Here is a 6758-nt window from a genome sequence, read left to right as displayed (position 1 = left end):
AGCCAGTTCACCGGTGCTGAAATGGTGGCGCAGAAATATGACCTGTCGAAGGATCATCTCGACAGCTATTCGTATCAGAGCCACCAGCGCGCCATTGCGGCCACCGAAGCCGGCCGTTTCAAGGACGAGATCGTGCCGCTGCAGATCACCCGCGCGGATGGCTCGACCGATACGCATCACATCGACGAAGGCATCCGCTGCGACGCAACCCTGGACGGCATCAAGGGCGTCAAGCTGATCAACGAGAATGGCGGCCGGCTTTCTGCCGCCTCGGCGAGCCAGATCTGCGACGGCGCCTCGGGCGTGCTCGTGGTCAATGAGAAAGGCCTGAAGCAGCTCGGCGTCAAACCACTGGCGCGCATCCACCATATGAGCGTGATGGGCGGCGATCCCGTCATCATGCTGGAAGCCCCGCTGCCCGCCACCAAGCGCGCGCTGGAAAAGGCCGGCATGAAGATCGACGATATCGATCTGTTCGAGGTCAACGAGGCCTTTGCGTCGATCCCGACGGCCTGGCTGCAGGCGACCGGCGCCGATCCGTCGCGGCTGAACGTGAACGGCGGCGCGATCGCACTCGGCCATCCGCTCGGCGGCTCCGGCACCAAGCTGATGACGACCTTGGTGCATGCGCTGAAGCAGCAGAACAAGCGCTACGGGCTGCAGACCATGTGCGAAGGTGGCGGCATGGCCAATGTGACGATTGTGGAGCGGCTGTAACTCGGTGTCGTCCCCGCGAAAGCGGGGACCCATAGACACCGAAGAAGTGATTAGCTGAGGGAGAAGCCTCAGCCCTCACCTCTGACGACAGAGGTTATGGATCCCCGCTTTCGCGGGGATGACATACTGAGATAGCTGAGCAGAACACGAGCGGGCCAACCCGCCGGTCCTTCCAAGAGGAAACACCCATGACCCATCCGTCGCTTCACGCCAAAACCAATCCCGATAAGGTTGCCTATCGCATGGCCGGCTCCGGCGCGGCCCTCACCTATCGCGAGCTCGACGAACGCTCCAATCGCGGCGCGCATCTGTTCCGCTCGCTCGGGCTGAAGGCCGGCGACCACGTCGCACTCCTGATGGAAAACCGGCTCGAATTCATGGAGATCTGCTGGGCCGCACAGCGCTCGGGGCTCTATTACACCGCCATCAGCCGCTATCTCACCGGTGATGAGATCGCCTATATCGTGAAAGACTGCGGCGCCCGCGTCGTCATCACCTCCGAACAATGCGCCGACGTCATCGCACCGCTCATTACCAATGCGGCCGAACCTATCTTCTACATTGTCGATGGCTCGCGCGCCGGCTTTCGCGACTGGAACACCGCACTCGCGACCCAGCCGACCACGCCGATCGCCGACGAGATCGCCGGCTATGACATGCTGTATTCGTCCGGCACCACCGGCCGCCCCAAGGGCATCAAGCGCGCCTCGGAGAATTCGCCAATCGACGTACCGAACCCGTTCCTGAAACTGCTCTGCGCCAATATGTGCGGCATGGCCGAAGACAGCATCTATCTGTCGCCAGCGCCGCTCTATCATGCAGCCCCGCTGCGCTTCAACATGATGACCATCACGCTGGGCGGCACCTCGGTGATCATGGAGAAATTTGACGCCGAGAAATTCCTCGAGCTGGTCGAGACGCACAAGATCACCCAGTCACAACTGGTGCCGACCATGTTCGTGCGCATGCTGAAACTGCCGGACGAAATCCGCCAGCGTTACGACGTCTCGTCACTGAAAGGCGCGATCCATGCGGCGGCGCCCTGCCCGGTCGATGTGAAGGCGAAGATGATCGACTGGTGGGGGCCGATTCTGATCGAATATTACGCTGGCTCCGAAGGCAACGGCGTCACCGTGTCGAACTCGCAGCAATGGCTGAGCCATCGTGGCACCGTCGGCAAGGCGGTGGTTGGCAGCGTCAAGATTCTCGACGAAGAGGATCAGGAACGGCCCACCGGCGAGATCGGCACGGTCTATTTCGCCGACACGCCGCAATTCACCTATCACAACGATCCCGAGAAGACGAAGCGCGCCTATAATGCGCGCGGCTGGTCGACGCTCGGCGATGTCGGCTATGTCGATGAGGAAGGCTTCCTCTATCTCACCGACCGCAAGTCCTACATGATCATTTCCGGCGGCGTGAACATCTATCCGCAGGAGACCGAGGATGTGCTGATCACCCATCCGGAGGTCGCGGATGTCGCTGTGTTCGGCGTGCCCAATGACGAGATGGGTGAAGAGGTGAAAGCGGTCGTGCAGCCCCACAGCATGAACCGCGCCGGCAAGGCGCTGGAAGCCGAGCTGATCGCGTTCTGCCGCAAGCACCTGTCGCCGATCAAATGCCCGAAAAGCGTGGATTTCGAGCCGGAACTGCCGCGCACGCCGACCGGCAAGCTGGTGAAGCGCCATTTGCGGGACAAGTACTGGCCTAAGAAGGAAACGGCGACGGCGTAAAATCGATCGCCACGCCGACCCTAATTGTCGTCACCCGGCTTGACCGGGTGACCCAGTACACACCGTACTGACTGAGTTGACTGGATCGCCCGGTCAAGCCGGGCGACGACAAGGGAGTTAGGCTGCTTGCGGCTTGCCTCCTCCCGCAGTAATCCACCGCGATGCTGCGAACCTTCCCATGACCACCGGCCTCCTGATCTCCGCCATCCGCTCCGGCGCCGGCAAGACGACGGTGACGCTTGGCCTGCTGGCCGCACTGGCGCGGCGCGGCATCAGGCTGCGCGCGGCCAAAGCCGGACCCGATTATATCGATCCCGCCTTTCACGCCGCAGCAACGGGCGCGCCTTGCGTCAATCTCGATAGCTGGACCATGCCGCCGCCGCTGCTGCAGACGCTGATGGCGCGGGCGACGGACAACACCGATCTCGTCGTCGTCGAAGGCGTCATGGGCCTGTTCGATGGCGTACCAGCTGACGCCGCCCGCGATGGCTCCAGCGCCAGCATCGCCGCGCGGTTTCGTCTGCCCGTCATTCTCGTGCTGGACGTCACCGCGCAATCGCAATCAGCCGCGGCCGTCGTGCGCGGCTTTGCGGCGCATCGCACCGACGTTCACGTCGCTGGCGTGGTGCTCAATCGCGTCGGCAGCGAACGGCACCAGAAGCTCATCACCGACGCCATCGCGGTACTGAACATTCCCGTGGTCGGCGCTGTGCCGCGCGATACCGCTTTCGCTCTGCCGGAGCGCCATCTCGGTCTGGTTCAGGCGGACGAGCATGGCGATCTCGCCAAGCGCATCACTGCGCTCGCTGACATGGCCGAAACACACCTCGACCTCGATGCGATCCTCGCGCTGGCCGCGCCGATCGAGACGTCATCGCTTAACGCGACAGCGACCGCTTTGCCGCCGCCGGGCCAGCGCATCGCGCTCGCCTCCGATGCGGCATTCAGTTTCATCTATCCGCATCTCATCGCGGGCTGGCGCGATGCGGGCGCCGAAATTATTCGCTTCTCGCCACTGGCCGATCAAGCACCGCCAGCGGATTGCGACAGCTGCTGGCTGCCCGGCGGCTATCCGGAACTGCATGCCGGCGCGCTCGCAGCTGCGACGACGTTCCAAGAAGGCCTTGTGCACTTCGCACAGACGCGGCCTGTCCATGGCGAATGCGGTGGCTACATGGTGCTTGGCAAAGGACTGGAAGATGCCGACGGCCAGCGTCATGCGATGACTGGGCTCCTCAGCCATACGACGAGCTTCCAGAAGCGGAAACTGCACCTCGGCTATCGCGAGGCGCGGCTGCTGGTGGACAGCGTCATCGGTTCGACTGGCATGATCGTGCGCGGCCATGAATTCCACTATGCCTCGCTGACCGACATCGGTCACGACGAACCACTGGTCGAACTCACCAATGCCGACGGCCATTCCCTGCCCGAACGCGGCGGACGGCGCGGCCATGTGACTGGGACATTCTTTCACGCGATTGCGGCGGCGTAATGCGGTGGCACACCGCGCTCCAACTGTCGTCACCCGGCTTGACCGGATGACCCAGTACGCACCGTACCGACGGCGTTTACTGGATCGCCCGGTCAAGCCGGGCGATGACAAGATAGCGTGACACCTACCGTCCCCAGCGATCCTGCCAGATCTTCTCGCCCACCATGCAATTCACCCGCGGCTCTCGCGCAGCAGCGGGAATGATCTTCGCGTAAGGCAGCGCGATGCCTGCAACTTCCATCACCAGCTTGGTGCGAATGGCTTCCTTGAACTTGTCGCGCTCCTTGATCGGCACCACGAAGGCGCCGGGACCGCCGATCACGCAGTCCTCGTAATACCAATCGAGATTCTCGATATCCATGGTCGAGTAGGACAGCTCCTTCGCCATGATGGGCAGGCCGTTGATGATGATACCCTTCTCCACCGCCGCATCGCGCGCGATGGTGACCGGGCCGCCATTGTTGTTCGGCCCGTCGCCGGAAATGTCGATGACGCGGCGGATGCCGTGCAGCGCATTCTCCTCGAATAGCGGCATGGCGAAATTGATGGCGCCGGAGATCGAGGTGCGCGATGCCCGGCGGATCGGTGCCTTGCTGATCTCGGCGGCAACGGCATCGGCCGATTCCGGCCCGTCGATCACCCGCCAGGGAATGATGACCTTCTGGTCGCTGGCGGCTGCCCATTCGAAATAGGTGACGGCGATCTTGCCGTGCATGCCGGTTTTCAGCGCCGCGAGGAATTCCTTGGAGACAATGGCCTGGGCATAGCCCTCGCGCTGGATCGCCAGCTCGTCCATATCCATCGAATAGGAGACGTCCACTGCAAGGACGAGTTCGACATCGACGACAGGTTCGGGCTTGTTCTGGGCGAGTTGCGGCCGCAGGCCGGTGGCGGCCACGCTCGTGGCGTCACCGCCGAGCAGGGCGCCGGCGACGAATACCGCTCCAATCGAGACACACCAGCGCATTGCGGCCCTCCCGTTGAGAATCGAATGGTGACACGCAAATGACGCGCCGCAAAGCAGGAACCGCATCGCCCCTTCACAATCAGGTCAGCAATGCAGGCGGCGGCGGGCTCATCGACAGTCCGGAGCGGTGCGATTATATGTGAGCGCTTCAGAGCGCATCCCGACGCCCGCCCGCGTGACAAGCCATGCCCGACAGCACGATCAAGCCGGAAACCAAGGCAAAGCCGAAGGTCGAGCGGCCAAAACTATACAAGGTGATCCTCGTCAATGACGACTTCACGCCGCGCGAATTCGTCGTGCGGGTGCTGAAGGCCGAATTCCGCATGTCCGAAGACCAGGCGGCGAAAGTGATGATGACCGCCCATCAGCGCGGCGTCTGCGTGGTCGCGGTCTTTACGCGGGACGTGGCAGAGACCAAGGCGACGCGGGCGACCGATGCCGGGCGCGCCAAGGGCTATCCGCTGCTGTTCACGATCGAGCCCGAAGAATAGCACTCCGCCCCTCATGGTGAGGAGGCGCGCAGCGCCGTCTCGAACCATGAGCTGGCCTGACCCGGAGCCTGTCGCCATCCTTCGAGACGCGGCCTGTGGCCGCTCCTCAGGATGAGGGCCAAGTTTGCGGCGGCAAACTTTCATCCGCCAATCCATACACCCGCTCCGCCCGCGCAAATCCCGCAATCGGAAACTCGCCGAGATCGGTCCACACCCCCTCGCTGGCGTCGGCGAATGCCGACGACGCCACCACCGTTCGTGCGAGTTTGCCGGCAATTTTCTCCAGCCGCGCGGCAAGATTTACGGCCGGGCCGATACACGTGAAATCGAGGCGGTCGCCACCGCCGATATTGCCGTACAGCACCTTGCCCACGTGGAGTGCGAGGCCGAAGCGGAATTGCTCTTCGGTGAGATTGGTGCCGGCCCAGCGCAGTGACTCGACGGCCGCGCGTGAGGTACGCGCAGCTTCCAGCACACGAGCGCATACAGCGCTCAGATCCTCGTCGTTCTCAGCCACAGGGAAGACGGCAAGCAGACCATCGCCCATAAACTTCAGCACCTCGCCGCCCTGCTCCAGAATCGCCGGCACCTGGCAATCGAAATAGCGATTCAGGATATCGACGACATTTTCCGGCTGCAGCCGGTCCGACAGCGCGGTGAAGCCGCGCAGGTCCGACAGCCAGATCACCGCCTGCATGGTCTCGGTATGACCACGCCGGATCTGCCCGGCGAGAATGCGCTCGCCGGCGCGGGCGCCGACATAGTTGTCGAGCAGGCCGGATGCCGTGCGGCGGAGCAGATGGATCTCGATCATCCGGGTCAGCGATGGCATTACGCGGCGCAGGCCGGCGAGTTGCTCCTCCGAAAAACCGTCGGGATCGCGCGTCGTCCAGCTCGATGCATGGACATTGCCATCGGACATTTCCAGCGGCAGCGCGATGTAGTCGGTGCTGCCTTCAGCCAGCATGTCGGCGAGGAACGGGATGTTGCTGACATTGGCACCGATCAGGCGATGGCGCACCTCAATGCCTTCATGGAAGACATAGCGGAGCGGGCTGCGCAGGAATTCGTCGCCCTCGTCATCGCCATGAGCAAGTGCGCCCAGCGTGACCTCGCCGCTTGCGCGCCAGATGAAATTGCGGCCCAGCATGCTCGGATGCAAGGTGCGCACGAACACGCCGACGCGCGCCAGCGGAATGCCGCTGGCAACCATTCGCTCGCAGGTCTCGGCCATGAACAGGTCCGTGCGGACGGCCGAACGGGCGCCATCGGCAAGCCAGATAATGAGATCGTTGAGCTGCGTCGCGTTCATTGCGGATGCAGTCTAGCACAACTGTCTTTCACTTCACCTCTCCCCT

General features: G+C 63.1%; 6 protein-coding genes. 4 read left to right on the top strand and 2 right to left on the bottom strand.

All coding sequences use genetic code 11. From position 1 onward, the window contains the following. From ACIQ2A_RS24995 to ACIQ2A_RS24985, 3 genes are all read left to right on the top strand, one after another. A partial coding sequence (locus tag ACIQ2A_RS24995) for an acetyl-CoA C-acyltransferase (RefSeq protein WP_398484595.1) occupies positions 1-717 on the top strand: 717 nt, incomplete at its 5' end. Positions 718-905: 188 nt separating this feature from the next. After that, entirely contained in the window at positions 906-2450 is a 1545-nt protein-coding gene (locus ACIQ2A_RS24990; protein ID WP_398484593.1) for an acyl-CoA synthetase, read from the top strand. A gap of 178 nt (positions 2451-2628) precedes the next feature. After that, positions 2629-3942 carry a cobyrinate a,c-diamide synthase gene (locus ACIQ2A_RS24985; RefSeq protein WP_398484591.1) on the top strand — a complete coding sequence of 438 codons (1314 nt, stop codon included), beginning with the start codon at positions 2629-2631 and terminating at the stop codon, positions 3940-3942. A 124-nt stretch (positions 3943-4066) separates the two neighbouring features. Here ACIQ2A_RS24985 and ACIQ2A_RS24980 read toward each other — a convergent pair whose 3' ends face one another. After that, the gene (locus ACIQ2A_RS24980) at positions 4067-4909 is read right to left on the bottom strand and encodes a DUF1194 domain-containing protein (protein WP_398484589.1); all 843 of its coding nucleotides are present in this window, start codon (positions 4907-4909) and stop codon (positions 4067-4069) included. A 185-nt stretch (positions 4910-5094) separates the two neighbouring features. On the opposite strand from ACIQ2A_RS24980, the gene clpS reads away from it, so the two are divergent. Next, positions 5095-5400, top strand: a complete 306-nt coding sequence (gene clpS / locus ACIQ2A_RS24975; RefSeq protein WP_398484587.1) for an ATP-dependent Clp protease adapter ClpS — start codon at positions 5095-5097, stop codon at positions 5398-5400. 106 nt (positions 5401-5506) lie between these two features. Here the strand turns inward: clpS and ACIQ2A_RS24970 are convergent, their stop codons facing one another. Further along, positions 5507-6712, bottom strand: coding sequence for an adenylate/guanylate cyclase domain-containing protein (locus ACIQ2A_RS24970; protein ID WP_398484585.1), 1206 nt, complete (start codon positions 6710-6712; stop codon positions 5507-5509). Positions 6713-6758: the final 46 nt, after the last annotated feature.

The organism is Tardiphaga sp. (genome assembly GCF_044336785.1).
In the GTDB taxonomy this organism is placed as follows: Bacteria; Pseudomonadota; Alphaproteobacteria; order Rhizobiales; family Xanthobacteraceae; genus Tardiphaga.
The sequence above is the reverse complement of the archived record's forward strand: the minus strand, read 5'-3'. Positions and strand labels throughout refer to the sequence as shown.